15 protein-coding genes are annotated in these 23094 nt (G+C 72.1%); 5 read left to right on the forward strand and 10 right to left on the reverse strand.

What is annotated here, in order from left to right:
* Window positions 1–285: 285 nt before the first annotated feature.
* From ACQ0O7_RS36940 to ACQ0O7_RS36970, 7 genes are all read right to left on the reverse strand, one after another.
* The gene (locus ACQ0O7_RS36940) at window positions 286–3864 is read right to left on the reverse strand and encodes a condensation domain-containing protein (RefSeq protein WP_430789525.1); all 3579 of its coding nucleotides are present in this window, start codon (window positions 3862–3864) and stop codon (window positions 286–288) included.
* A gap of 58 nt (window positions 3865–3922) precedes the next feature.
* Window positions 3923–5599, reverse strand: a complete 1677-nt coding sequence (locus ACQ0O7_RS36945) for a non-ribosomal peptide synthetase (protein ID WP_430789527.1) — start codon at window positions 5597–5599, stop codon at window positions 3923–3925.
* Between the two features lie 8 nt (window positions 5600–5607).
* On the reverse strand, window positions 5608–6660 hold the full coding sequence (locus tag ACQ0O7_RS36950) for a TauD/TfdA family dioxygenase (protein WP_430789529.1): 1053 nt from the start codon (window positions 6658–6660) through the stop codon (window positions 5608–5610).
* A 16-nt stretch (window positions 6661–6676) separates the two neighbouring features.
* A complete protein-coding gene (locus ACQ0O7_RS36955; protein WP_430789531.1) occupies window positions 6677–7444 on the reverse strand; it encodes a thioesterase II family protein in 768 nt (255 codons plus the stop codon).
* A gap of 67 nt (window positions 7445–7511) precedes the next feature.
* Entirely contained in the window at window positions 7512–13649 is a 6138-nt protein-coding gene (locus tag ACQ0O7_RS36960) for an amino acid adenylation domain-containing protein (RefSeq protein ID WP_430789533.1), read from the reverse strand.
* A 78-nt stretch (window positions 13650–13727) separates the two neighbouring features.
* Entirely contained in the window at window positions 13728–13961 is a 234-nt protein-coding gene (locus tag ACQ0O7_RS36965) for an acyl carrier protein (RefSeq protein WP_430789535.1), read from the reverse strand.
* A 45-nt stretch (window positions 13962–14006) separates the two neighbouring features.
* Window positions 14007–15053 carry a beta-ketoacyl-ACP synthase III gene (locus ACQ0O7_RS36970; RefSeq protein WP_430789537.1) on the reverse strand — a complete coding sequence of 349 codons (1047 nt, stop codon included), beginning with the start codon at window positions 15051–15053 and terminating at the stop codon, window positions 14007–14009.
* A gap of 236 nt (window positions 15054–15289) precedes the next feature.
* Here ACQ0O7_RS36970 and ACQ0O7_RS36975 point away from each other — a divergent pair, with 236 nt between their 5' ends.
* Genes ACQ0O7_RS36975 through ACQ0O7_RS36995 form a run of 5 tightly spaced genes read left to right on the forward strand, consistent with a single transcriptional unit; the run spans window position 15290 to window position 20565 of the window.
* On the forward strand, window positions 15290–15481 hold the full coding sequence (locus ACQ0O7_RS36975) for a hypothetical protein (RefSeq protein ID WP_430789539.1): 192 nt from the start codon (window positions 15290–15292) through the stop codon (window positions 15479–15481).
* A 47-nt stretch (window positions 15482–15528) separates the two neighbouring features.
* Window positions 15529–16386 carry a hypothetical protein gene (locus ACQ0O7_RS36980; RefSeq protein ID WP_430789541.1) on the forward strand — a complete coding sequence of 286 codons (858 nt, stop codon included), beginning with the start codon at window positions 15529–15531 and terminating at the stop codon, window positions 16384–16386.
* A 26-nt stretch (window positions 16387–16412) separates the two neighbouring features.
* Window positions 16413–17765, forward strand: a complete 1353-nt coding sequence (locus ACQ0O7_RS36985; protein WP_430789543.1) for an aldehyde dehydrogenase family protein — start codon at window positions 16413–16415, stop codon at window positions 17763–17765.
* Between the two features lie 42 nt (window positions 17766–17807).
* Window positions 17808–19388 carry an FG-GAP-like repeat-containing protein gene (locus ACQ0O7_RS36990; RefSeq protein WP_430789545.1) on the forward strand — a complete coding sequence of 527 codons (1581 nt, stop codon included), beginning with the start codon at window positions 17808–17810 and terminating at the stop codon, window positions 19386–19388.
* Window positions 19389–19437: 49 nt separating this feature from the next.
* Window positions 19438–20565, forward strand: coding sequence for a lipase family protein (locus ACQ0O7_RS36995; protein ID WP_430789547.1), 1128 nt, complete (start codon window positions 19438–19440; stop codon window positions 20563–20565).
* A 264-nt stretch (window positions 20566–20829) separates the two neighbouring features.
* On the opposite strand, the gene ACQ0O7_RS37000 is transcribed toward ACQ0O7_RS36995, so the two are convergent.
* The 3 genes from ACQ0O7_RS37000 to ACQ0O7_RS37010 form a co-directional block, all read right to left on the reverse strand.
* Window positions 20830–21246, reverse strand: a complete 417-nt coding sequence (locus ACQ0O7_RS37000; protein WP_430789549.1) for an RpiB/LacA/LacB family sugar-phosphate isomerase — start codon at window positions 21244–21246, stop codon at window positions 20830–20832.
* Window positions 21247–21337: 91 nt separating this feature from the next.
* Window positions 21338–22387, reverse strand: a complete 1050-nt coding sequence (locus ACQ0O7_RS37005; protein WP_430789551.1) for a DUF2293 domain-containing protein — start codon at window positions 22385–22387, stop codon at window positions 21338–21340.
* Between the two features lie 10 nt (window positions 22388–22397).
* Window positions 22398–23048: a hypothetical protein gene (locus ACQ0O7_RS37010; protein WP_430789553.1), complete on the reverse strand. Its 651-nt coding sequence runs from the start codon at window positions 23046–23048 to the stop codon at window positions 22398–22400.
* Window positions 23049–23094 lie beyond the last annotated feature (46 nt).

Genomic DNA, 23094 nt, shown 5'->3' on the forward strand with positions numbered 1-23094 from the left:
CCACCGGGCCGGCGGCAGCCGAAGCGGCAGCATGCTGCCGCCCTCCCGGCCACACGGTGACCGGGCTTCAACCGTGTGCCGAGTTGTGGTGCGGTTCGGACCGTTTCGGGTCACGCGATGGTCGGGCTTCAACCGTGTGCCGAGTTGTGGTGCGGTTCGGACCGTTTCGGGTCACGCGATGGTCGGGCTTCAGCCGCGTGCCGAGTTGTGGTGCGGTTCGGACCGTTTCGGGTCACGCGATGGTCGGGCTTCAACCGTGTGCCGAGTTGTGGTGCGGGACGCGCCTCAACTCGGCACACGGGCTTCCGCTCGGCGGCGTAGGGCCGGGCGGGCCGGGGCGGTGCTCGCGGTCAGGCGGGTGGCCAGGGTGGCCACCGTCGGCGCCTGGAAGATGTCGCGGACGGACAGGTCCACCGACAGGGCGGTGCGGATGCGGTTGACCAGGCGTACCGCCAGCAGGGAGTGGCCGCCGACCTTGAAGAAGTTGTCGTCCCGGCCGACCGGCCGGCCGTCGAGGATCTCGGTGAACAGTTCGCGCAACCGTTCCTCCCGCGGATCGACCGGAAGCGGCTCGCCTGGAAGCGGCTCGTCTGCAAGCGGGCCGGACGGCCGGGAAGCGGTGGCGGTAGTTCTGTCCGGATCTGGCAGGTGCAGCCGCAGTTCGCCTCGCGCGGACACCCCGGCGGCCACTCCGGCATCGCGCAACCGGTGGCCGTCGGCGTCGGTGGTGCAGAGATGCAGCGTGCCACGGCCCGCGGTGGGCACCGGCCGTCCCCGGTCGTCGAGCACATGCCACCCGGAGGAGTGCGCCGGCCGAGGCCCGAACTCGGCCAGCCGCCCGGCTTCGGCTTCGGTCAGCGCCGGGCATCCGGCGTGCGGCTCACCCGGGTCCCCCGGGGCCAGGTCGCCGACGGGGCGGTTCGGGTCGGTGACGGCCGCGTGGAGCAGCCGGCCGAAGCGGTCGGCGAACAGTTCGGCGGTGGCGGCGTCGAACAGGTCGGTGGCGTATTCCAGGACGCAGCGGAGGCCGGCCGGTTCCCCGCCGGTGGTGTGCTCCTCGCGGACTGCCAGGGTCAGGTCGTATTTCGCGGTGCCGGTCTCGAACGGCACCGGATCGCCGGCCAGCCCACCGGAGGTGGTGGTCTGCAGCACCAGAGTGACCTGGACCAGCGGGTGGTGGGCGGTGGAGCGGGCCGGGTTGAGTGCTTCGACGAGCCGTTCGAACGGCAGGTCCTGGTGATCGAAGGCGGCCAGATCGGTGTCCCGGACCCGGCCGAGGAGATCGTTGAACGTGGGGTCGCCGGACACATCGGTGCGCAGCACGAGAGTGTTGACGAAGAAGCCGACCAGATCGTCCAGGGCCTCGTCGGAACGGCCCGCCACCACGGTGCCGATCGGGATGTCGGTGCCCGCCCCGTGCCGGTTGAGCAGCACCGCGAGCGCCGCCTGACAGACCATGAACAGCGTGGTGCCGGACGTACGGGCCAGTTCGGCGGCACCCGCGTGCAACTCCGCGCCGAGGCTGAACGGCACGACCGCGCCCCGATGACTGGACTCGGCGGGCCGGGGCCGGTCGATCGGCAGGTCGAGCAGCGGCGGCGCACCCGCCAGAGTCGTGGACCAGTGCTCGACCAGACCGGGCAGGGCCGCGTCGAGCACGTCCCGCTGCCACAGGGTGTAGTCGGCGTACTGCACCGGAAGAGGTGTCCACTCCGGAGCCTGTCCGGCTGTTCGGGACGCGTACGCCGATCCCAGATCGTGCAGTAACGGCCCGGTCGACCAGCCGTCCCCGGCGATGTGGTGCAGGAGGACCACCAGCACCCGGGGACCCAGCAGCCAGAGGCGGAACGGGATCTCGGTCCGCAGGTCGAAGACGTGCCCGGTGGCCCTGTCGATCGCCGCGGCCAGATCGTCCGGCTCGGTGTCGAGAACGGTCACCACCGGCTCGGCCCGGTCCAGCACCACCTGGCACGGATCCCCGCCGGACGACCGGTAGACGGTCCGCAGCACCTCGTGCCGGCCGGTCACGTCCCGGGCCGCCGCACTGAGCACCGCCGGGTCGAGCGGTTCGGGTAGCCGCAGCACCAGGGGGATGTTGTACATCCGGCCGGCGCCGCCCCACTGTTCCAGGAACCACAGGCGGCGTTGCGCGTACGACAGTGGCATCGGATCCGGCCGCGGCACCGGGACCAGCGGCGGCCGGGTGGCGGAACCGGACAGTCCGGCGATCCGGCGGGCCAGCCCGGCGACGGTGGGTTCCAGGAAGAAGTCCCGCAGCCCGATCTCCACCCCGAGCACCGCGCGGACCCGGTTGATCAGGGTGACGGCGAGCAGCGAGTGGCCGCCGCGTTTGAAGAAGCTGTCGTGCCGCCCGACCCGGTCCACCCGCAGCACCGCCGCGAACAACCCGGCCAGGATCTCCTCGCGGGGGTCGGCCGGCCCGTCGTCGGTCTCCTCAGCGGCGAGGGGCGCCGGAGCGAGGGCGCGGGCGGTCCGGTCGGTCAGCGCCGAGGGCGGCACGTCGAGCGCCCCGACAGTGGTGCCCGGATCCGCCGCGACCGCCCGCAGCACCCGCAGATAGGTGTCGAGCAGCAGCCGCGCGGTGGACTCGTCGAACAGGTCGGTCGCGTACTGGAACTCCACCCGCATCCCGTCCGGCGAGCCCTCCCGGTCCCGGGTGTCGGCGCAGTACACGGTCAGGTCGAACTTGGCCGCTCCCAGGTCGACCGGCCGGCCGGCCGCCGGCAGATCGCCGAGGAACAGGTCGTCCGGCGCGTGCGTGCCGACGGTCAGCATCACCTGGAAGAACGGGTGGTATCCGGGGGAGCGGGCCGGGTTGAGACGTTCGACGATCAGGTCGAAGGGCACTTCCTCATTGGCGTACGCGGTGAGGTCGGCGTCCCGGACCCGGTCCAGCAGGGTGCTGAAGGCCGGGTCGCCGGAGACGTCGGTGCGCAGCACGAGCGTGTTGACGAAGAAGCCGACCAGGTCGTGCAGGGCTTCATCGGGACGGCCGGCGACCGGGGTGCCGATCGGGATGTCGGTGCCGGATCCGATCCGGGTGAGGGTGGCGGCCAGCGCGGCCTGCATGGTCATGAACAGACTGGCCCGGTGCGCGCGGGACAGATCCGTCAGCCGCGTGTGGACGGCCGGTTCGAGCAGCCCGGTGACGGTGGCGCCGCGTCCGGTGGCGGCGGCCCGTGGCCGGTCCAGTGGCAGTGGCAGCACCGGGGCCAGCCCGGCCAGGTTCTCCCGCCACCAGGCCAGCTGACCGGCGACGACACTGTCCGGGTCGTCCTCGCCGCCGAGCACGTCCTGCTGCCAGAGGGTGTAGTCGGCGTACTGCACCGGCAGCGGCTCCCAGTCCGGGGCGGCACCGGCCAGCCGCGCCCGGTACGCGTCGGTCAGGTCCCGCAGCAGCGGCCCGACCGAGGCGCCGTCGGTGGCGATGTGGTGCGTCAGCAGCACCAGCACCGACCGATCCGGCCCGGCGTCTCCTGGCCCGGCGTCTCCCGGCCCGGTGGTGAACAGGCAGGAGCGCAGCGGCGGCTCCACGGCCAGGTCGAAGGTGCCGGTGCAGAACCGTGACACCAGTTCATCGAGGTCGCCGGGCGCGCACTCCCGCACCACCGGCCCCGGATCGGTGCCGGTCAGCACCCGCTGCACCGGGGCGCCGTCCACGGTGTCGTAGACGGTACGCAGCACCTCGTGCCGGGTGACCACGTCGGTGAGCGCGGCGGCCAGCGCGGCCCGGTCCGGGATCCCCGGCAGGTCGAGCACGATCGGCGCGTTGTAGGTGGCGGAGGGGCCTTCCAGCCGGCTCAGGAACCACAGCCGGCGTTGGGCGTACGACAGCGGAATCACAGCAGCTCCTCACGGGGGTGGCGGGGCGCGGGCGCCGGCCCGCGCCCCGCCGTGACGGTCACCGGGCGCCGGAGGATTCCAGGCCGGCCTCGATGGCCCGGGCCAGATCCCGCAGCCGGGGGTTCTCGTAGACGGATTTGACCGGCAGGCCGAATCCCAGTTCGGTACGCACCCGGGCGACCAGCTTGATCGCCAGCAGCGAGTGACCGCCGAGCTTGAAGAAGTTGTCGTCGGCGCCGATCGCCGGCCGCCGCAGCACCTCGGACCAGACCCCCGCGATCAGTTGTTCGACGTGCCCGGTGGGTGCGTCCGCGACCACCTCCGGGGCGGTCGGCGCGGGTGCCGGCAGCGCCGCCCGGTCCAGCTTGCCGCTGGTGGTGCGGGGGAACCGGGACACCGCGACGAACGTGGCCGGGACCATGTAGCCGGGCAGCGCCGCGGCCACCAGCTCGCGCAGCTCGGCCGGGTCGGCGGGCGCCGACTGGCGGTAGTAGGCGACCAGGTCGTCCCGGTGCACCGCGACCGCGGCCTCGGCCACCGCCGGATGCGCCCGGACCGCCGCCTCGATCTCACCGAGCTCGATCCGGTGTCCGCGAACCTTGACCTGGCCGTCGGCCCGGCCCAGAAATTCCAGCTCCCCACCGGTGCGGCGGCGGCAACGGTCGCCGGTGCGGTACATCCGGGTGCCGTCCCCGGCCGGGTCGGCGACGAACCGGCCGGCGGTCAGGCCGGGCCGGGCCCGGTAGCCGCGGCCGACCCGCGGCCCGGACAGGTACAGCTCACCCACCTCGCCGTCGGCGACCGGGCGCAGCGCGTCGTCGAGCAGCCGGGCCGTCAGACCGGGCAGCGCGCCGCCGATGTGCGGGGCCGTCCCGGCGGTGATCCACGCGGCGGTGGCGTCCACGGTGCACTCGGTCGGGCCGTAGACGTTGACCGGGCGCAGCACCCCGGCGTCGGCCAGCCCGGCCAGCCGGTCCCAGAGCTCCGGGCTGATCGGCTCGCCGCCGACCAGCAGGGTCAGCGGCTGCTCCCGGTCGGTGCCGAGGTGTTCCAGCAGCGGTTCGGCGTGCGACGGGGTGATGTCCAGATCGGTCAGCCGGTGGTCGCGGATCGCCGCGGCGAACAGCACCGGATCGGCCCGGGTGGCCTCGTCCAGCAGCACCAGCGTGTCGCCCCGGCAGACCCGTACCCACTGCTGGACCGACGCGTCGAAGGAGGGTGAGGCGTTCCAGCCGACCGTGCCGTGGCCGGGCCGGACCACACCGGTCTCCTCCAGTTCGGCCAGCAGCCGGGCGGCCGCGCCCCGGCTGATCTCGACACCCTTGGGCCGCCCGGTGGAGCCGGAGGTGTAGATGACGTAGGCCAGCGCACCCGGGTCCACCGGCACCGGCGCGAACGTGCCCTCGGCGGCCAGCCCGGCCACCTCGGTGACCACTAGAGCGGCGCCGGCGTCCTCGGCCAGCAACCGGCGGCGGCCGGCGGGCATCCGCGGGTCGATCGGCAGATACGCCGCACCGGCGGCCAGGGTGCCGAGCAGGGCCACGACCAGGTCGGCGCCGCGGGGCAGGCACAGGCCGACCACACTCTCCGGGCCGATCCCGCGGGCGGTCAGGCCGGCCGCGACCCGGGCCACCCGGTCCCGCAGCTCGGCGAAGGTGAGCCGGGTGTCACCGCTGATCACGGCCACCCGGCCGGCGGGCGCGGCGGCCAGCCGGTCCAGCAGATCGGTGGTCATCGCCGCCCTCATTTCCCGGGCACCGGGCAGGAGGTGGAGCACGGACCGTCGGACGGCTCCGGCCGCGGTTCGCAGTCGGCCAGGGTGACCGGGTCACCCATCGCCACCACGATCCGGCGGTCGCCGGTGAAGGCCTCCCGGCCGTGCGCGTTGAGGATGTTGTCGACCAGCATCAGGTCGCCCCGCTGCCAGGTCTCCCGGACCGTGACCGTCTCGTACGCCGTCATCAGGGTCTCCACCTCGGCCCGCGTCAGCGGGGAACCGTCGCCGACATAGGTGTCGAACGGCAGCCCGTCCGCGCCGTACGTCTCGACCAGCACGTCCCGCACGTCGGCGTCGAGGGCCCAGCGGTTCCAGAACGAGTAGTGGTTGAACCAGCTCTGTTCGCCGGTGAGCGGGTGGGTGACGATGGCCGGGCGGCGCTGCTCGGTGCGCAGGGTGCCGCCGGTCAGCCAGCGGTAGCCGATCACGTTCTCGGTGCAGTACTGCTGCACCACCGCCGGGTCGTCGGTGCTGAAGGTGGTCTGCCAGGGCAGTCCGGCCAGGTCCGAGTAGTGCCGGACCAGCAGCCAGCCGTGCGCGGCGAACCGGTCCCGCAACGCGGCCGGGAGCAGCCGCAGCGCCGCCCGCATGTCGCCGACCGTGGTCGCGCCACCCTCCTCCGGTGCGACCAGGCAGCCGAACAGCAGCGTGCCCGGGAACTCCAGGGTGTAGCTGTTCTCGTTGTGCAGCCTGATCGGCTGAGCGGCGGGCAGGTCGGTGGAGGAGAAGACACCGGCGCCGAAGTCGGTGCGCGGGGTGGCCTTCTCCCGGTAGCCGGTGCGCTGCGGCATCAGCACGTCCCGGGCCCGGGCGAAGTCGGTGGTGTCCCGCACCGGCAGGCCGCGGATCATCAGGCTGCCGTGGTGCAGCAGCTCGGCGCGGACCGCCGCGCGCCGGTCGGTGAGCCAGGCGAGCGCGTCATCGAGATCGTCGAACGCGGGCGTGACCAGGACGGCCGGGCTGCCCGGACGGGTGACGACGTCGAGGGTGCCGGTGGGCTGGTGGCTGGTGACGGACATGGAGAACCTCCGAAGATCAGACGGATGCGGTCGGTACGGCGTCCAGCACGCCGGTGACCAGGGCGAGGAACGTGTCGAGCCGGTCCTGGAAGTAGAAGTGGCCGCCGGGCAGCACCCGGGTGGTGACCGGGCCGGTGGTGACCTCGGCCCAGCGGGCCAGCGCCCCGGCCGGCACCACCGGGTCGCTCTCCCCGCCCAGCACCAGTACCGGGCAGGTCAGCCGGGGCGCGGTGGCCCGCCGGTAGTCGTCGTCGATGGCGAAGTCGGCCCGGATCGACGGCAGCACCAGCTCCCGCAGCTCCGGCTCGTCGAGGATGGCGTTGTCGGTGCCGCCCCGTTGTCTGATCGCGGCGACCAGGGCGTCGTCGTCGAGCGCCGCCGGCACCACCGGGCTCGGGTTGGGCAGGAACGGCGCCCGGCAGGCGGAGACGATCAGGGCGCGCGGTGGGCGGCCGGCCAGGGTCAGGGCGAGAGCCGTCTCGTACGCGACCAGCGAGCCCATGCTGTGCCCGAGCACCACCAGGTCCTCGACGCCGGACGGCAGGCAGTCCAGCACCGGGCCGACCAGGTCGGTCATGTCCCGGGGCAGCGGCTCACCGAACCGGGCGCCCCGGCCGGGGTACTGGCCGACGAGCAGGCGTACGTGCCCCGGCAGCCGGTCCCGCCACGGCGCGTACCCGTGGGCGTTCCCGCCGGAGTGCGGCAGGACCAGCAGCGCGGTGCGGTGCGGCGGGTCGCCGGGCAGATCCCAGACGACGTCGTCGGGGGCGGGTTGAAGGTCCACGATGGCTCCATTCCTGTCGGGTCGTCGGTCAGCGCGGGGCGGAACGCCCACTCGGGTCGTCGGCCGGTCAGCTCGGAAGCGGTACGCCCGCCTCGGTGCGGCGCCGTAGCGCGGGGCGGGACCGGGCCGGGGCCGCGGCCGGCAGTCGTTCGGTGAGCGCGGCCACCGTCGGCGCCTGGAAGATGTCGCGGACGCTCAGTTCGGCGCCGAGCGCGGCACGGATCCGGGCGGTCAACCGGGCGGCGAGCAGGGAGTGTCCGCCAAGCTCGAAGAAGTCGTCGTCGATGCTGATCGCCGGCCTTCCGAGGATCTCCGCGTACAGCCCACAGAGGACCTCGTCGCGGGCGTCCCGGGCGGCTCGGCCGGTGCCCGCTGTGGTGAGTTCGGGTTCGGGCAGGGCGCGGCGGTCGAGTTTGCCGTTGGGGGTGAGCGGTAGCCGGTCCAGGACGATGACGGCGGACGGGATCATGTGGTCGGGTAGGCGTTCCCGTAGCCGGGTGCGGATCGTGTGGCCGTCGGTGTCGCCGACGACGTAGCCGGTCAGCCGGTCCGGGGTGGCGACCACCGCGGCTTGGGTTACTTTCGGGCAGTCGAGGAGGGCGGCTTCGACCTCGCCGGGTTCGATGCGGAAGCCGCGGATCTTGACCTGGTTGTCGGCGCGGCCGGCGAACTCCAGCTGGCCGTCGGTCGACCAGCGGGCCAGGTCGCCGGTGCGGTAGAGGCGTTCTCCGGGGCCGCCGAAGGGGTCCGCGACGAATCGTGTCGACGTGACTGCTGGTTGACCCAGGTAGCCGTGGGCCAGGCCGACTCCGGCCAGGTAGACCTCGCCGACGACGCCTACCGGGGCCGGGCGCAGGCCCTCATCCAGGATGTATGCGCGTTTGTTGGCGACGGCGCGGCCGATGGGGAGTGAGTGGTCGGAGAAGTCGCTCGATACCGGGAATGTCGTGGTGAAGCCCATGGATTCGGCGGGGCCGTAGGCGTTGGCGATCCGCAGTCGTGGCAGCATTTTTCGGACATGTGCGGCGGAGGAGACCTCGCCGCCGGTGTACGCCACCCGGACCCCGTCGAATGCCTCGGGATATTCGTCCACCAGCAGGTTGAACAGGCCCGACGACAACTGGAGCATGGTCACCTTGTGCTCTCGGACCAGCGAGACGATCAAGTGGGGCTCGGGGCGCTGGCCGGGTTGCAGGACGCAGAGTCCACCGAAGGCGAGGGCTCCCCAGAATTCCAGGGAGAAGGCGTCCCATGAGACGGGGGAGCACTGGAGGAAGACCTCACCGGGACCGAAGTCGGCATAGCTCTGTCCGGCCAGGGTGCCGACCAGAGCGCGGTGGGACGAGACGACGCCCTTGGGTGTGCCGGAGGATCCCGAGGTGAACATGACGCACGCGGCATCACCGGGATTCACCCGTACACCGGGAGGGGTTTGGTCGTTTCCGGTCAGAGAGGTGACCAGAGCGTTGGCTTTGGTCTCGGCCAGGACCCGTTGCCGCCGACTTTCTGGGAAGTCCGGATCCAGCAGGGTGTAGGCGGCGCCGGTCTTTGCCACGGCCAGCACGGCGACGGCGAAGTCGAGCCCGCGTGGCATCAGCACTCCGACCACGTCGCCGCGCCGGACCCCGGTGGCGATCAGGTGATTGGCCAGGCGGTTGGCGGCAAGATCCAATTGGGAGTACGTCAGGGTCGTCCCGTCCGCGTGCACCGCCGGAGCCGACGGGTCGGCGGCCACCCGCGCCGCGAACAGCTCCGGCAACGACACGTCCGGCACGTCCACCGACGTGGCGTTCCAGTCGTGCACCACCGCGGCCCGTTCCGCCGGCGTGAGCACCTCCACCGCACTGATCTGCCGATCAGGATCGGTCAGCACCTGGCTGAGGGTGAGCAGCAGCCCGGCCCGCAGGCGTTCGGCGGTGGCCTGATCGAAGAGCGCGGTCCGGTACAGCAACCCGCCACCGATGCCGTCCGCTCCCTCGTCGCGCAGCAGGAACTCCAGGTCGAACTTGGCCGTGCCGGTGACCACCACCCGGCCCCGGCCGGCCCGCGACCCGGGCAGGCACAGCTCGGCGTCGGTGGCGTCGTCGAACCCCAGGCAGACCTGGAACAGCGGATGCCGGGACGGCGAGCGGGGCGGATCGATCGCCGCCAGCAGCAGGTCGAACGGCAGGTCCTGGTGGGCGAGGGCGTCCAGGTCGGTGCGGCGGACCCGGGTCAGCAACTCGGTGAAGGACGGATCACCCGACATGTCGGTCCGCAGTACCAGGGTGTTGACGAAGAACCCGACGAGCGGATCCAGCACCGGATCGGTACGCCCGGCGACCGGGGTGCCGAGGGCCACGTCGGTGCCGGCGCCGAACCGTCCGAGGGTCAGCGCCAGTGCCGCCCGCACCACCATGAACGGGGTGCACCGCTGCTCCCGGGCTACTGATCGGATCCGGTCAGCCAGTTCGGGGGCGATCCGGATCGGGATCGCCGCGCCCCGGTCGTCGGCGGTCGCCGTCCGGGGCCGGTCCAGGGGCAGGACGGTCTCGTCGGGCAACCCGTCCAGGGCCGCCGTCCAGTGCCGCAGATCGCCTGCGTGCCGGCTGTCCGGATCGGCCGGGTCGCCGAGCAGTTCCCGCTGCCAGAGGGTGTAGTCGGCGTACTGCACCGGCAGCGGAGCCCAGTCCGGGGCGACACCGGAGCGCCGGGCCGCATACGCCATCGTCAGGTCGCCGAGCAGCGGCCGCAGCGACTGCCCGTCGGTGGCGATGTGGTGCAGCAGGAGCAGCAGGAAGTGGGTCTCCTCGGCGACGCCGATGCTGAGGTCGAAGAGGGTGACCCGCAGCGGCCGCTCGGTCGCCAGGTCGAAGACGTGCCCGGCGGCGGCGGTCAGCCGGTCGTCGAGGTCGTCCTCGACGACGGCGACCCGTTCGACGACGACCGGCTCCGGGGGCAGGATCCGCTGGCCGGGCTCGTCGCCGGCGGTGTCGATCACGGTCCGGAGCACCTCGTGCCGGGTGGTCAGGTCGGTGAGCGCGGCGGTCAGCGCGGCCACGTCCAGCGGTCCGTGCAGGGGGAACACCATCGGCACGTTGTAGGTGGCGCTCGGCCCCCGCACGGCGTCGGTGAGCCAGAGACGGCGTTGGGCGTACGACAGCGGCAGTCGCCCACCGCGTGGGCCGGCGACCGGAACCGGTCGTGCCCCGGCCGGGTCGCCGCCGTGCGAGGCGGTGGCCAGCGCTGCGACGGTCGGCGTCTGGAAGATGTCCCGGATGCCCAGTTCGACGCCGAGGACGTCCCGGGCGCGGGCGGCCAGCCGGGCGGCGAGCAGGGAATGGCCGCCCAGGGCGAAGAAGTCGTCGTCGACCCCGACCGTGCCGACTCCCAGCACCTCGGCGAAGAGACCGGCCAGGATCTCCTCACGGGCGTCCCGCGGCGCGCGGTGGCCGGCGCCGGTGGAGGCTGCGGTGGGATCGGGTTCGGGCAGGGCGCGGCGGTCGAGTTTGCCGTTCGGGGTGAGCGGCAACCGGTCCAGCACCAGCACCGCCGAGGGGACCAGGTGGTCGGGCAGGCGCTCCCGCAGTCGGGTGCGGACCGTGTCGCCGTCGGTGTCGCCGACCACGTAGCCGGTCAGCCGGTCCGGGGTGGCGACCACCGCGGCTTGTGTCACTTTCGGACAGTCGAGGAGGGCGGCCTCGACCTCGCCGGGCTCGACCCGGAAGCCGCGGATCTTGACCTGACCATCGGCGCGGCCGGCGAACTCCAGTTGGCCGTCGGCCGACCAGCGGGCCAGATCGCCGGTGCGGTAGAGGCGCCCACCCTCGGTGAACGGGTCCGCGATGAACCGGGTGGCCGTCATCCCGGGCTGGCTGAGGTAGCCGTGGGCAAGTCCGATCCCCGCGAGATAGACCTCGCCGACGACGCCTACCGGGGTCGGGCGCAGGCCCTCATCCAGGATGTATGCGCGTTTGTTGGCTACCGCGCGGCCGACGGGGAGTGAGTTGTCTGAAAAGTCGCTTGATACCGGAAACGTCGTGGTGAAGCCCATGGATTCGGCGGGGCCGTAGGCGTTGGCGATCCGTAGTCGCGGCAGTATTTTTCGAACATGTCCGGCGGAGGAGACCTCGCCGCCGGTGAACGCCACCCGGACCCCGTCGAACGCCTCGGGGTATTCGTCGACCAGGAGGTTGAACAGGCCCGACGACAACTGGAGCATCGTCACGCCGTGGTCGCGGACCAGCGAGACGATCAGGTGAGGTTCCGGGCGTTGGCCGGGTTGCAGGACGCAGAGTCCACCGAAGGCCAGGGCTCCCCAGAACTCCAGGGAGAACGCGTCCCATGAGACGGGGGAGCACTGGAGGAAGACCTCACCGGGGCCGAAGTCGGCATAGCTTTGACCGGCCAGCGTCCCGACCAGAGCGCGGTGGGGCGCCACCACACCCTTAGGTGTGCCGGAGGAGCCGGAGGTGAACATGACGCACGCGGCATCACCGGGCTCCACGCGTACACAAGGAGGGTTTTGATCGTTTCCGGTCAGAGAGGTGACCAGAGCGGTGGCCTTGGTCTCGGCGAGGACCCGTTGCCGGCGGCTTTCCGGGAAGTCCGGATCCAGCAGGGTGTAGGCGGCCCCCGTCTTCGCCACGGCCAGCACGGCGACGGCGAAATCGAGCCCGCGCGGCATCAGGATCGCGACCACGTCACCGCGCCGGACCCCGGTGGCGATCAGATGGTTGGCCAGGCGGTTGGAGGAGAGATCCAATTGGGAGTACGTCAGGGTCGTCCCGTCCGCGTGCACCGCCGGAGCCGACGGGTCGGCGGCCACCCGCGCCGCGAACAGCTCCGGCAGCGACAGGTCCGGCACGTCCACCGACGTGGCGTTCCACTCCCGCAGCACGAGGTCACGCTCAGTGTCGTCAAGCGCCCCGATCTCCCCGGCCGGGACGTCCGGACGGCTGACCGCACCCGCCAGGATCCGGTGAAAGGTGCGCTGGTAGGCGTCGAGATCGTCGGCGTACGCGGTGTCCGCGCTGACGTCGATGCGCAGCCCGCCCTCCGGATGGTGGGTGACGGTGAGTGCCACGTCGGCCACCGTGCCGCCGGTGGAGAGCAGGTGGTAGCGGGCCGGCAGACCGGCGAAGTCGTCGTATTCGTCGCCCGCCACGAAGTTGATCGTGGGGCCGAAGTCGCGGCCCTGATCGGCCGCCCAGCCCAGGTCGCGGCGCAGGTCGGCGGCGTCGTAGCGCTGATGCCACTGGGCCCGGATGGCCTGCCGGGCGACCTTCGCGGCCAGCTGCCCGATGCTCTCCGCCGGGTCGACACGGCAGGAGAGCGGCATGACGTTGGCGGTCATCCCGGGTGTGCGGATGGCCTGGGCGTCCAGTCGCCCGGGTAGTGGCAGGCCCAGCACCACGTGATCGTTTCCGGTCCACATCCGCCGGTGCAGCACGGCCACCGCGATCAGCGCCTGCTGCCAGGTGACCCCGGACCGCTCGGCGAACGCGCGCAGCCCGCCGAACCCGGCCGGGTCGAGCCGGGTCACCAGCCGGGCCACCCGGTCGTCCGGCCGGCCGCGCGGGGTGGGCGGGACCGCGCCGTCCATCAGCCCGCGCCAGTACGCGGCGTCCCGCTCGCGGGCCCCGGACCCGGCATAGCGGGCCTGGCCGTCGAGGACGGCGGTGAACGAGCCGAGCGGCACCCCCGCACCGGTGCGGCCGGTGGCCAGCGCGGTGTACAGCTCGGCGGCCCGGCGGCGCAGGATGGTGGCGCTGTAGCCGTCCAGGATCAGGTGGTGCGCCCGCATGTACCAGAGGAACCGTTCCGGGCCGAGCCGGTAGATCGTGTGCCGGAAGAGCCGGTCCCGTTCCAGGTCGAGGGGCCGGTCCAGGTCGGCGCGCATCAGGCGCACGGCATCGTCGTACGGGTCGGCCGCGGTGCTCAGGTCGGTCACCGTGGGCAGGTAGCCGGTGGGGTCCGCCAGGTACTGGACGGGTGTGCCGTCGACTTCGGTGAACCGCAGACGGGTGGTCTCGTCCTCGCGGACCAGCGTGGTCACCGCCGCGGACAGCGCCGCCGGGTCCAGGGCCCCGTGGATCTCCAGATAGCCGGCCATGTTGTGGACCGGGTTGCCGGGATCGATCCGCTGGGCGTACCAGACGCCCCGCTGCGCGCCGTTCAGCGGGCGTACGCCGGTGGACGGATCGGACATGGTGAGTACCCCCATCTGTGCACGGAACGCGGTGACCTGGGACTGGGCGGCGGCGGCCGGGTCGAACGCCGGGCCGCCGCCGGTGACGCGGGGTCAGGCCTTCTGGGCGACCAGGTCGAGGATGTCCTGGACGCTCTCCACGGCGGCGAGCTCGTCGTCGCTGAACTCGACGGCGAAGTCCTTCTCGATCTTCAGGAGGATGTCGACGAAGGTCAGCGAGTCGATGCCGAGGTCCTGGATGCGGTGCTCCGGGACGATCTCGGTCACCTCCACCTCGGGGGCCTGCTGCCGGAGGATCGTGCTGACCCGGTCCAATGTGGTGATCATCTGTATCGGTCCTTTCCCAGGGGTGATGCGGCGGACGATTGCTGGTCAGGTGGCCGTCTGGTGCTCGGCCAGGGTCAGGTCGGGCCAGATCAGCCCGGTGGCGCCCCAGGTGGCGCCGCCGCCGAACGCGGCCAGCAGCACCCGGTTCCCGGCGGTCAGCGCGCCGGAGCGGATCGCGTCGACCAGGGCGAGCGGGATGGACGCGGCGGAGGTGTTGGCGACCCGGTCCACATTGATCACCGCGCGGTCCGGGGAGATCCCGATCGCCTCGGCGGTCGCGGTCAGGATGCGCCGGTTGGCCTGGTGCGCGACCAGCCAGTCGACGTCGCCGGGCGCCCAGCCCATCCGCTCCAGCACCGCGCTGGAGACGGTGCTCATCCGGTTCACCGCGTGCTTGTAGACGGCCCGGCCGGCCATCGTGAAGTAGCTGTTGGCGGCGTCGTCACCGACCCCGGCGGAGCGCTGCCGGGAACCACCGGCCGGCGTCTTCATGATGTCCAGCAGGTCGCCGTCGCTGCCGAGGATCTGGGTGCTCAGCCCGCCCGGCTCACCGGTGTGGCCGGCCCGCACCACCACCGCGCCGCCACCGTCGCCGAAGATCGGGGCGGTGATCGTGTCGCTCTGATCAAGAACGGTCGAGATCGCGTCGGCGCCGATCACCAGCCCGGTCCGGTAGGTGCCCGAGGCGAGCATCCCGGCACTGACCGACAGCGCGTAGACGAAGCCGGAGCAGGCGGCGTTCAGGTCGAACGCGGCGACGCCCTTGAAACCCAGCCGGGCGGCGACCGCCGGAGCGGTGGCCGGGAACGGGTGATCGGGGGTGCAGGTCGCCAGGATCAGGAAGTCGATCTGCGGGTTGCCGCACGACTCCAGGGCCCGGCGGCCGGCCTCCACGGCCAGGTCGGAGGTGGCACCGGCCGGCTCCAGGACGAACCGCTGCTCGATCCCGGTGCGGTCCCTGATCCAGTCGGTGGTGACCCCGAGCCGCTCGGCCACCTCGTCGTTCTTGACCACCCGTTCCGGCACGTACGCGCCGAGCCCGGCGATGACGGCCGTTCTGGTGAAGTTCTCGTGCTCGACATTATTCGGCAAGGGTCATCCCTCCTCCTGTGCAGTCGCCGCTGTATTGCCGTCATTCAATCGGCGATCAACTGCGGCCGGCGGCAGTTGATCCGGCAACTCGCAGCGCCGGAACCGGCGGATATCTCCGCGTGATAGCGGATCGGGCGGCCGGGATAGCGCCGAGATAACTGCGGAGATAAAACCGGGATTCCGCTGGTCGTTAGCTTTTCGGCATCACCGCAGGGAACACCGCAGAGGAGCAGACAATGGCCCGCAAGACTGTTGTAGAGATCTTCGCTCTCGCCGTCACGACGACCACCGCCGTCATCTTCTTCGGCGCCTCCGCGGCCCTCGCCGGTGACACCGACCAGCCGGCCGGCACCCCCGCCCCGGCGGCCGCCACCGCCACGCCCACCCCGACCCCGACCCTGCCGACCGACAACAACCCGTGGGACTGACCCGCCCCTCCGACTCTCCGCCCTTCCACTGATCGAGGAGTTCCGACATGACGAGCACCCTGAGCACCCGGCAGATCACCGGATGGTCCGGCGACGCCGACTACTTCACCTTCCGCGAGTACCAGGAGTTCGATCCGGCGGCCGTCCTCGACGTCCTGGAGGGCCGGGTCGCCGGAGTCGTCTTCCGCGGCATGGTCGCCCCGGAGGTCGCCGAGAACATCTCCCGGCGCTTCTGGGACAGCCCCGACCGTCAGGTCCGCGGCGTGGAGGCCCCCGGCTACTACATCGGGGCGTACACCTGGAACAAACCGACGGCGCAGTACCTGGACGAGGCGGCGGTGGCCAACCCGGTCCTGCGTGACCTGCTGGACGTGCCCGGCGACCCGATGAAGGAGTTCTACGCCGGGCTCGGCGGAGTGCTGGCCGAGCGTGGCGCGGTGGTCCGCCCGGCCGAGCACGAGGGCCGCAGCGCCGCGATCGCGCTGTTCCGCTCCTGGCACGGGCAGGGCGTCTTCGCCCTGGAACCGCACGACGACGACTCGCAGTGCTCCGACCCGCAGATGGCCGACTTCGAGCGCAACGGGGTGTTCGGCAAGCCGATCGGCGCGCTCAACATCTGCCTGGAGAACAACGGCGGCGGGGGCCGGCTCGTCTACTGGAACATCCAGCCCGACCTGGCGAGCAAGCGCGCTCTCGGGGTCGAGTACACCGGCTCGCCCTACCCGGCCGAACTCCTGGAGGGCTACGAGTCCAAGTGGATCGACGTGAACGCCGGTGACGTCTACGTCTTCAACGGCGCGCACGTGCACGCGGTCGAGCCGAACACCACCGAGGAGCAGACCCGGACCACGCTCGCCGCGATGATGGCCTTCCTCGACGACCGCAACGTGGTGACCTGGAGCTGACGCTCCGGCGATCGGTGAGGAGCACGATGTCCGCCGTCCACGACCCCCGAACCGGTGACGTGATCGGTCACCTCGACCTCCTCACCCCCGATGACATCCCGGCCGTCGCGTCCCGCTCCCGGGCCGCGGCCCCGGGATGGGCGGCCACCCCACCGGCCACCCGGTGCGCCGTCCTCACCGAACTCGCCCGGCTGCTCGCGAATCGGCCGCCCGAGCTGGGCGAACGGTTCGCCCGGGAGGCCGGCAAGACCCGGGCCGAAGCCGAGACCGAACTGGACCGGGCCGTCGACACCCTGCGGTGGACCGCGGCGGCCGCCACCGCCGCCACCGGCGGCCGGGCCATCGACGGCGGGGACGGCCTGAGCCGGCACACCGCCGTCGACCCGGCCGGACCGGTGCTCGCCATCGTCGCCGGCAACTTCCCCGCCGTCGTGCTGGCCCGCAAGATCGCCCCGGCCCTGGCGATGGGGTGCCCGGTGGTGGTGAAGACGCCGGAGAACGCGCCGTCGGTGGTGCGCGCCGTCGCCGCGCTGGCGGTCGAGGCCGGTCTGCCGCCCGGTGTGCTCCAGGTGGTGGACGCCGACGCGGCCGGCTCGGCGGCCCTGGTGGCCCGGCCCGAGTTCGCGGTGATCACCTTCACCGGCTCGCACCGGGTCGGGCAGCTGGTGGCCGCCGGCGCCGCCGGTCACCTGGCGAGCTGCGTCCTGGAACTCGGCGGACACGCACCGGCGGTGATCCTGCCCGGCGCCGACCTGGACGTCGCGGTTCCGGCCCTGATCCGGGCCAAGTTCGGCTCCGCCGGGCAGAGCTGTGCGGCGCCCGGCCGGTTCCTGGTGCACCGGACGATCCACGACGAGTTCGCCGCACGGTTCGCCGCAGCCGTCCCGGAGACCGACGACCGGCCCGGCGGAACCATGGGGCCACTCCAGGTAGCGGCCCGCCGGGACGGGGTGCACGCCCTGGTCACCGACGCGGTGGGGCGGGGTGCGACGGTGCTCACCGGCGGCCGGCTGCCGTCCGGACCCGGCTGGTACTACCCGGCCACCGTGCTCACCGGTGTCCCGGCGGACGCCCGGATCCTCGCCGAGGAGCCGTTCGGGCCGGTCGCGCCGGTGGTCGCGGTCGGCGACGAGAACGAGGCCGTGACGATCGCCAACAACACGCCGTACGGGCTGGGGGCCTTCGTCTTCGGCTCTCGCGAACGGGCCACCGCGCTGGCCCGGCGGCTGGACGCCGGTCGGGTCTCGGTCAACTGCGGGACCGGGGCCGATCCGATGTCACCGCTGTCCGGCCGGGGGCTCAGTGGGTACGGCTACGAGGGCGGGCTGGAGGGCCTGGCCGCGTTCGGCCGGCTGAAAGTGTTGATCGCGGTGGGATAGATTGCGCCGTCATCCCTCGCCAGCTCTCTACATCGGAGTCGCATGAAGCCCCTACGGCTTGCCCTCGCCGTGCTCGTCGCCACGGTTCTGATCCCGGCGGCGCCGGCCCAGGCCCGAGCTCTGACCGACCCGACCCTGCGGGTGATGCCCCTGGGTGACTCCATCACCGCGGGGTCGCACAGTGTTCCCAACTATGTGGGATACCGGGGCCGCCTCGGGGACCTCGTGCGGCAGCAGGCGCGGTACCGGATCGACTTCGTGGGCAGTTCGACGGTGAGCCACGCCATCGCCGACCCGCAGCATGAGGGGCATTCCAGCCAGACGATCGCCTACCTGCGCGACAACATCGACGGGTTCATGGACGCCGCGCAGCCGGACGTCGTGTTGCTGCTGGCCGGGATCAACGACCTGAAGTACGACCGCACCGCGACCACGGCGGACGTGGTGAGCCGCCTGGACAGCCTGGTCAACCGGATCATCTTCAAGCGGCCGAACGTCACCATCGTGCTGAGCGGGCTGCTCGCCGCGACCCCCGGCGTCCAGGCCGAGATCGCCGTCGTCAACGCCGGGGCGCGGGCGATCGCCGAGCGTGAGGTCGGCGAGGGCAACAAGGTCCGGTACGTGGAGATGCCGGTGACCGCGGCGCAGCTGGCCGACAACCTGCATCCCGACAACGACGGGTACCGGGTGATGGCCGACACGTTCTTCACCGCCCTCAACCGGGTGGTGAACGACGGCTGGGCGCACGGCCCGTACCACAGTTTCAACGGTGACGCCCGCGCCGACCTGGTGGTGCACACCGACGCCGATCTGACGGTCCGGGAGGCGGTGCCGACCGGTGGCTTCCAGCCCGGCGGCACCAGCGTGTCCGCCGACTGGGGGCAGTTCCACGGGCTCGACCTGCCCGGCGGCCGCGGCGAGCTGCACTACGCCGACTTCGACGGGGACGGCCGGACCGACCTGCTCGTGCACGACGGCACCAACGTCGGCGTGCGGCTCAACGACGGTGCCGGCGGTTTCGGCCCGGCGACCAACGTGACCAGCGGATACGGCCGTTATCACGGCCTGCACGTCCCGGACGGCCTCGGGCAGCTGTACTTCGCCGACATCAACGGTGACGGGCGGGCCGACCTGGTCGTCCACGACGGGACGAACGTGAACGTCCGGCTGAACACCGGCACCGGAGTGTTCAGCGGCGTGGTGACCACCGCGACCACCGGGTACGGCCGCTTCCACGGCCTGCACGTCCCGGACGGTCTCGGCCGGCTGTACTTCGCCGACTTCGACGGTGACGGCCGCGACGACCTGATCGTCCACAACGGCACGACGGTCGACGTGCGGATCAACAACGGTGCCGGCAGGTTCGGCACCGAGACGAACGTGACCAGCGGATACGGTCGCTACCACGGCCTGCGGATGGCCAACGGCCTGGGCCGGCTGTACTTCGCCGACTACGACGGCGACGGCCGCGACGATCTGGTCGTCCACGACGGCACCAACGTCAACGTCCGGCTGGCCGGCCCGGACGGGAAGCTCAGCGCGGTCCGGACGGTGACCACCGGGTACGGCCGCTACCACGGCATGCAGATCAGCGGCGGCCTCGGCACGATCGCCTTCGCCTGACATGTTAGGTTTGCCTAACCTTACTGTCCGCTGTGAACAGAGACGAGTGATGTCGATGCTCTCGATCCGCCGCGTCGTGCCCCTGGCGATCGGCCCGCTCCTCGCGATCGGGCTGCCCGCCCCGGTCTCGGCCGCCGTCGCGGGTGGCCCCCCGGGCGCGGTGATCACATCGACGCCGCTGCCCGGCAAGGAGGCGCCCGGCAGCATCGCGTCCTCGATCACCTACTGGACCGAGGACTCCCTCGGCCAGGCCCGCCAGTCACTGGCCACCATCTACGTGCCGACCGGCACCGCCCCCGCCGGTGGCTGGCCGATCCTGGCCAACGCGCACGTCACCGCCGGCCTCGGCGACGACTGCGCCTACACCGACGACTACGGCACCGCCGCCGCCGACGTCAACGTGGTCACCCCGTGGATCCAGGCCGGCTTCGCCTTCGTCGCCACCGAGTACATCGGCATCGGCACCGAGGGCTCGCACGCCTACCTGGACGCCACCGCCGAGGCCAACGCGGTCATCGACTCGGTGCGCGCCGCCCGCTCGGTCGCCCCCACCCTGTCCCGCGACTACGTGGTCAACGGCATCTCCCAGGGCGGCCACGCCACCCTCGCCACCGCCGCCAAGGCCAAGGAGCGCGCCCCCGAGCTGCGCCTGGCCGCGGCCATGGCGGACGCGCCGGCCACCAAGGTGGAGGGCTACATCCCGCTGGCCGGGCCGTACATCCCGCCGCTGCCCGCCCCCGACTACACCACCTATGTCTCGTACATCCTGGCCGGCCTGGAGACCGCCCGGCCCGGCTTCGACCTGAACGCCTACCTGACCCCGCTGGGCCGCGCCGTCGTCGACGACGCGCACCGCCTCTGCTACTTCGACATGAACACCCGCACCCAGGGCGTCGGTATCGGCCAGATGCTGAAGAAGCCGCTGAACACCGGCCCGTTCACGTCGGTGCTGCGTGAGGTCACCACCCTGCCGGTGTCCGGCTACGACGCCCCGGTGCTGGTCAACCAGGGCCGCTTCGACGTGGTGGCGTTCCCGTTCCTGACCGACCTCCAGGTCACCGAGATGCTGCTGCACGGCGCGAAGGTCACCTACCGGCCGTACGCCACCGGCCACAACGTGTGGAAGGAGGCGCTGCCCCACAACATCGCCTTCGCCCGCAAACACCTGGCCGGATAGAAGATGGTGGACCGGGGGCTGCCGCAGACGCCGAGACGCTGAACGTCTCCGGCTCGGCCGTGGCGTGAGTATTCCGTATGTTTACGACGCCGGGGTCCTTCTGGCGATTGACGGCAACGATCGGCGAATGTGGGCGATTCATCACGTTGCGGTCGACGACGGCCATCGTCTTCACCAGCGACCCCTACGACATCACCCATCTCGGCGCGGCCGCCGAGACCAAGCCGGGCCTGGTAGTCCGCCGCGTGTGATTGTGCGTCCGGATCAGAGGTTCTCCAAGGCGGCGATGGCGGCGGCCTCGTCCGGGTCTGGGGCGGTGGTGGCCAGGAAGGCCTCCAGGACCTCGACGGCCAAGTCCGGGGCCAGTCGTTTCAGGCTCATCGCCAGGACGTTCGCGTCATTCCACAGGCGGGCGCCGCGGGCGATCCACGGGTCCCAGGCCGTGGCCGCCCGGACGCCGGGGATCTTGTTGGCGGCGATCGCCGTCCCGGTGCCGGTCCAGCACATCACCACGCCGTAGTCGGCCCGGCCCTCGACCACCGCCCGGCCCACGAACCGGCCCAGGTCCGGCCAGCTTTCGCCGTCCGGCGGGCGGATGACCGTGTGGTCCGCCGCGGTCAGGGCGTCCAGTACCGCCCGGGTCGTCTCGTTCTCGTCGTCACTGGCGAAGGCGATCCGCATGCCGGCGAGTCTAGGTCGGTCCGTGTGGCTGTTCGCGGCTCGAATCGAGCCGCGAACAGCCACACGAACGAGACCGGACGCCGAAGGGGTTCTAAGGCTGGCGCCAGGCGGTCAGGACGCGGTCGATGTCGTCGCGGATCCGGGTGCGGGCCTCGTCGCGGGGGACACCGTTCATCAGCATGTCGTCGTAGCCGGTGTCCTCGTGGCGGACGGAGGCGATCACGGCGCGGGTCACCGCCTCCGGGTCCAGGGCGCGGCCGGCGGCGCTGCGGCCCACCCGGCCGCTGCCGCGCAGCCCGGTGTGCTCGCCGATAGCGGTGGCCCGGTCCGGTGGGCAGCCGGGGAACAGGCGGGTGATCTCGGCGGCCAGCTTCACCACGAACGACTCGTCCAGCACCTCGCGGCGTTCCCGGTCCCGGTCCCGGCGGCGGGCGCGGGCGTCCTCGTCGGACAGGCACTGCCGTTCGGCCTCGTCGAGGGCCGCCGCTTCGACGAGCAGGCCCAGCCGGTCGTAGCGGCGGCGGGACCGGTTGTGCCGGACCACGACCGCGGACAGCCGGCTCGCCTTCTTGGCCCGCCGGGTCAGCGCGGTGTCCCCGGCCGGCAGGAACACCAGGTGGTCGAAGTCGACGCAGGTCAGGCAGTGCGGCCCGGCGTCCTCCATCATCAACAGGTCACCGTCGGTGCGGCCGCAGCCGGCACAGGTGAACTCCCGCGTGGGCTGCACCACCACCAGATCGGGCACCTTGTTCTGCCGGGCGGTCAACGTCTCCCGCTGCCGGTCGGTCAGGTCCGGCCGCGTCCAGTGGGTGCGGAACGCCTCCTCGGAAGCGTCGGCGGCGGTGAAACGCAGTGGCCGGCGGTCCCGGGTGGCCGCCGGATATTCGACGACCTCCGGCCGCAGCCCCTGTGCGGACGCCCAGCGGCGCAGGATCTCCAGGGCGTCGGCGAGGCGGTCGACGGTGACCGCGGCGACCGCCTCCAGGTGTGGGGCGCGGCCCTGCCGCCAGTCGGTGACCAGGCCGGGCGGCACCCAGCCGATCCCGGTCAGCACGTCGAGCGGGCTCACATACCGCTGCCTGGCCAGCGCCTGCCCGGCGGCGTCCACCACACGTCGTTCCAGCTTGGAGACCGGCTGCATGGAGGGCAGATTACGCCGTGCGTGCCGGCGTGGTGATCCAGCCGACGGCACCGATCGTCAGATACATGCCGCCGAACCACCAGAAGGCCGCGAACAGGAAGCCGCCGTCGAGCAGGGCGAGGATCAGGGACGCCGTGCCGATGAGCGCGATCACCGCGTACCCGGTCCGGATTTTGAAGGCGCAGAGCACACCGAGGGCCACCGGCCCGGCGATGTAGAGGAGGCCGATGGCGTCGACCATGAGCATCTCCTCGCTGAGTGCTCCGAGGGCGGCCAGGCCGGGCAGCGAGACGAGGAGCCCGGCGGCGAGATGCCACAGCCGGACGGCGGCCGGTCCGCGGTGGTGCCGCATCCGCCACGGTACGACGGCTGTCGCCCAGAGCAGCATCACCAGCGGGAAGTAGTGGATGCCCGCGTCGTTGACGGTGAGGACGGAGCCGATCGTGACGACTCCCGCGACAACGGTGTCGACGGCCGGGCGGAGCCGGGCCGGCAGGGTGACGGGTACCGCCGCGAGCAGCGCCGGCAGCAGGGCGACGAGGGCGGTGCCGGACTGGAATCCGTCGAGCAGGACGCCCACCCAGAGCGCGGTCAGCGCACCGACCGTCACCGCGAGCGCGCGCAGCCGTGGATCAGCCTCGGGAAGGGTGTCACCGGTCATTCGTCTGAGCATGCCCCTCTTCGGGGCGCGCATTGACCGGTTCGAT

This window comes from Actinoplanes sp. G11-F43, from assembly GCF_050589265.1.
GTDB lineage: Bacteria > Actinomycetota > Actinomycetes > Mycobacteriales > Micromonosporaceae > Actinoplanes.

What these genes read in the sequence shown, in the direction of transcription:
- ACQ0O7_RS36945 (WP_430789527.1), bottom strand. Translation starts at nt 5,599, where the DNA reads ATGACCACCGATCTGCTGGACCGGCTGGCCGCCGCGCCCGCCGGCCGG.
- ACQ0O7_RS36950 (WP_430789529.1), bottom strand. Translation starts at nt 6,660, where the DNA reads ATGTCCGTCACCAGCCACCAGCCCACCGGCACCCTCGACGTCGTCACC.
- ACQ0O7_RS36960 (WP_430789533.1), bottom strand. Translation starts at nt 13,649, where the DNA reads ATGGGGGTACTCACCATGTCCGATCCGTCCACCGGCGTACGCCCGCTG.
- ACQ0O7_RS36965 (WP_430789535.1), bottom strand. Translation starts at nt 13,961, where the DNA reads ATGATCACCACATTGGACCGGGTCAGCACGATCCTCCGGCAGCAGGCC.
- ACQ0O7_RS36975 (WP_430789539.1), top strand. Translation starts at nt 15,290, where the DNA reads ATGGCCCGCAAGACTGTTGTAGAGATCTTCGCTCTCGCCGTCACGACG.
- ACQ0O7_RS36980 (WP_430789541.1), top strand. Translation starts at nt 15,529, where the DNA reads ATGACGAGCACCCTGAGCACCCGGCAGATCACCGGATGGTCCGGCGAC.
- ACQ0O7_RS36985 (WP_430789543.1), top strand. Translation starts at nt 16,413, where the DNA reads ATGTCCGCCGTCCACGACCCCCGAACCGGTGACGTGATCGGTCACCTC.
- ACQ0O7_RS36990 (WP_430789545.1), top strand. Translation starts at nt 17,808, where the DNA reads ATGAAGCCCCTACGGCTTGCCCTCGCCGTGCTCGTCGCCACGGTTCTG.
- ACQ0O7_RS36995 (WP_430789547.1), top strand. Translation starts at nt 19,438, where the DNA reads ATGTCGATGCTCTCGATCCGCCGCGTCGTGCCCCTGGCGATCGGCCCG.
- ACQ0O7_RS37000 (WP_430789549.1), bottom strand. Translation starts at nt 21,246, where the DNA reads ATGCGGATCGCCTTCGCCAGTGACGACGAGAACGAGACGACCCGGGCG.
- ACQ0O7_RS37005 (WP_430789551.1), bottom strand. Translation starts at nt 22,387, where the DNA reads ATGCAGCCGGTCTCCAAGCTGGAACGACGTGTGGTGGACGCCGCCGGG.
- ACQ0O7_RS37010 (WP_430789553.1), bottom strand. Translation starts at nt 23,048, where the DNA reads ATGACCGGTGACACCCTTCCCGAGGCTGATCCACGGCTGCGCGCGCTC.